The 3,318-nt window shown below is 62.4% G+C and carries 1 protein-coding gene; it reads left to right on the top strand.

Annotated elements, in window-relative coordinates; all coding sequences use genetic code 11:
* Positions 1 to 431 precede the first annotated feature (431 nt).
* Positions 432 to 3,287, top strand: a complete 2,856-nt coding sequence (locus AC1RWI_RS27620; protein WP_492869897.1) for a 2-oxoglutarate dehydrogenase E1 component — start codon at positions 432 to 434, stop codon at positions 3,285 to 3,287.
* Positions 3,288 to 3,318: the final 31 nt, after the last annotated feature.

The following is a 3,318-nucleotide window of genomic DNA, read 5'->3' as shown; positions in this document are numbered from 1 at the left end:
GGCATCATTGGCGGGGCCGGGCGCTGGCCCGCGGCGGGTGTGGCAAGAGATGCACGGATCGCTCCTTTGGTTTACGGCTCCATGCTATCGAACGCATGGGTTTCATCATCTCCCCCGGGAGGCGGTCTTGGCCGCTTCGCAACACTGCGAATCGGCCCGCGCGCGTTACGGCAAAATTCCCTCGGCTCACGCGGCAAACGTGCTATTCTTATGCGAGTGAAGACTTAGGTCCTTCCACGCACAACTGACCCTTTCAGGGCAACTGAACAGATCGGCACCCGTTGCGGTGCCGTTTGCATAATGATGCATTTAATGTGTTTCAGTTGCTGCCCAGAAAGAGTTGTTTGCAATCCGCTAACCGGTCAAGCCGTGTCGCGGAAGGTTGATGAACCCGCTTTATTCCGGCATTCCCGGATAATAGTGAGCGCCCCATGATGCAGCAGTATCAGAGCAATTCGTACCTCTTCGGCGGCAATGCCCCCTATGTAGAAGAGCTGTACGAGGCCTACCTCGAAAATCCCTCCTCGGTTCCCGATAACTGGCGCGCGTACTTCGACGCCATGCAGAACGTGCCGGCTGTCGATGGCTCCAACGCCCGCGATATTCCCCACGCTCCCATCGTCGCCTCGTTCGCTGAACGCGCCAAGTCGGGTCCGATCAAGACTATTGTTGCCTCGGCCGACTCCGATATGGGGCGCAAGCGCGTCGCTGCCACGCAGCTGATCGCCGCTTACCGCAACATCGGTTCGCACTGGGCAGACCTGGATCCGCTCAAGCGCCAGGAACGTCCGCCCCTGCCGGACCTCGACCCCGCGTTCTACGGCTTCTCCGAAAGCGATCTCGACATCGTCTTCAACGCCAGCAATACGTATTTCGGCAAGGAATCGATGAGCCTGCGCGAGCTGCTCAACAACCTGCGCGAAACATACTGCAGCAGCATTGGCGCCGAGTTCATGTACATCAGCGACCAGGCGCAAAAGCGCTGGTGGCAAGAGCGCCTGGAGACCACGCGTTCCAAGCCGGTGTTCACCCTCGAAAAGAAGAAGCACGTGCTCGACCGCCTGACCGCGGCCGAAGGCCTGGAGCGCTTCCTCCACACCAAGTACGTTGGCCAGAAGCGCTTCTCGCTGGAAGGCGGCGAAAGCTTCATCGCTGCCATGGACGAACTGATCCAGCACAGCGGCAGCAAGGGCGTGCAGGAAATCGTGATCGGCATGGCCCACCGCGGCCGCCTGAACGTGCTGGTCAATACGCTGGGCAAGATGCCGGCTGACCTGTTCGCCGAGTTCGAGGGCAAGCACGTCGATGACCTGCCGGCCGGCGACGTGAAGTACCACAAGGGCTTCTCCAGCGACGTCTCCACCGAAGGCGGCCCGGTCCACCTGTCGCTCGCCTTCAACCCGTCCCACCTGGAAATCGTCAACCCGGTCGTCGAAGGCTCGGTCAAGGCCCGCCAGGAACGCCGCGGCGAGCCCGCAGGCCATGCGGAAGTGCTGCCGGTGCAAGTGCACGGCGACGCGGCATTCGCAGGCCAGGGCGTAGTGATGGAAACGCTGAACCTGGCGCAGACCCGCGGCTACGGCACGGGCGGCACGATGCACATCGTGATCAACAACCAGATCGGCTTCACCACCTCGGATCCGCGCGACTCGCGTTCCACGCTGTATTGCACTGACGTCGTCAAGATGATTGAGGCACCGGTGCTGCACGTCAACGGCGACGATCCCGAAGCCGTGGTGTTCGCCATGCAGCTGGCCGTGGACTTCCGCATGGAGTTCAAGAAGGATGTCGTGGTCGACATCATCTGCTTCCGCAAGCTGGGCCACAACGAGCAGGACACGCCGGCCGTTACCCAGCCGCTGATGTACAAGAAGATCGCCCAGCACCCGGGCACGCGCAAGCTGTACGCTGACAAGCTGACCGCGCAGAACCTGGTGTCTGCCGACTTCGGCGACCAGCTGGTCAAGGAATACCGTGCCGCGATGGACGCGGGCAAGCACACGGTCGACCCCGTCCTGTCGAACTTCAAGAACAAGTTCGCCGTGGACTGGATGCCGTTTCTGAACCGCAAGTGGACCGACGCCGCCGACACCGCCGTGCCGGTGACCGAGCTCAAGCGCCTGGCCGAACGCATCACCACCATTCCCGAACACCTCAAGCTGCACCCGCTGGTCGAGAAGGTGGTGAAGGATCGCGCCAACATGGGTCGCGGCGACCAGCCGCTGGACTGGGGCATGGGCGAGCATCTGGCCTTCGCCTCGCTGGTGGCTTCGGGCTACCCGGTGCGCATCACCGGCCAGGACGCCGGCCGTGGCACTTTTACCCACCGCCACTCGGTGCTGCACGACCAGAACCGCGAGCGCTGGGATGCAGGCAGCTACGTGCCCCTGCAGAACGTGTCGGAAAACCAGGCACCGTTCACGGTGATCGACTCGGTGCTGTCGGAAGAGGCTGTGCTCGGCTTTGAGTACGGCTTCTCCACCGCTGAGCCGAACGCACTCGTGATCTGGGAAGCCCAGTTCGGCGACTTCGTCAACGGCGCCCAGGTTGTGATCGACCAGTTCATCTCCTCCGGCGAAGTGAAGTGGGGCCGCGCCTCGGGCCTGACCCTGATGCTGCCGCACGGCTACGAAGGCCAAGGCCCGGAACACAGCTCGGCGCGCATCGAGCGCTTCCTGCAGCTGTGCGCGGACCACAATATGCAAGTCTGCCAGCCGACCACCCCGGCCCAGATCTTCCACCTGCTGCGCCGCCAGATGATCCGTCTGTTCCGCAAGCCGCTGGTGATCATGACGCCGAAGTCGCTGCTGCGTAACAAGGAAGCGGTCTCGCCGCTGTCCGACCTGGCCAAGGGTCACTTCGAGACGGTCATCCCCGATCACGAAGAGCTGAACGCCAGCAAGGTCAAGCGCGTGATCATGTGCTCGGGCAAGGTCTACTACGACCTGGTCAACACCCGCAAGGAACGCGGCGCAACCGACACGGCCGTCATCCGCATGGAACAGCTGTATCCGTTCCCGCACAAGGCAGTGGCAGCCGAGCTGAAGAAGTACCCGAACGCCAACGAAATCGTGTGGTGCCAGGACGAGCCGCAGAACCAGGGTGCCTGGTTCTTCGTCCAGCACTTCATCATGGAAAACATGGCGGAAGGCCAGAAGCTCGGTTACGCAGGTCGTCCCGCCTCGGCATCGCCGGCGGTGGGCTACTACGCCAAGCACAACGAGCAACAGAAGGCGCTGCTGGATGCGGCGTTCTCCAAGCTCAAGGGCTTTGTCTTGACCAAATGATCGTGGCCAGCATGGCGGCGCGCGCGAAGAG

The sequence above is a fragment of the Cupriavidus sp. MPR-AND1C genome, assembly GCF_058809705.1.
This window is presented reverse-complemented; position numbering and strand designations above follow the sequence as displayed.

What these genes read in the sequence shown, in the direction of transcription:
- AC1RWI_RS27620 (WP_492869897.1), top strand. Translation starts at nt 432, where the DNA reads ATGATGCAGCAGTATCAGAGCAATTCGTACCTCTTCGGCGGCAATGCC.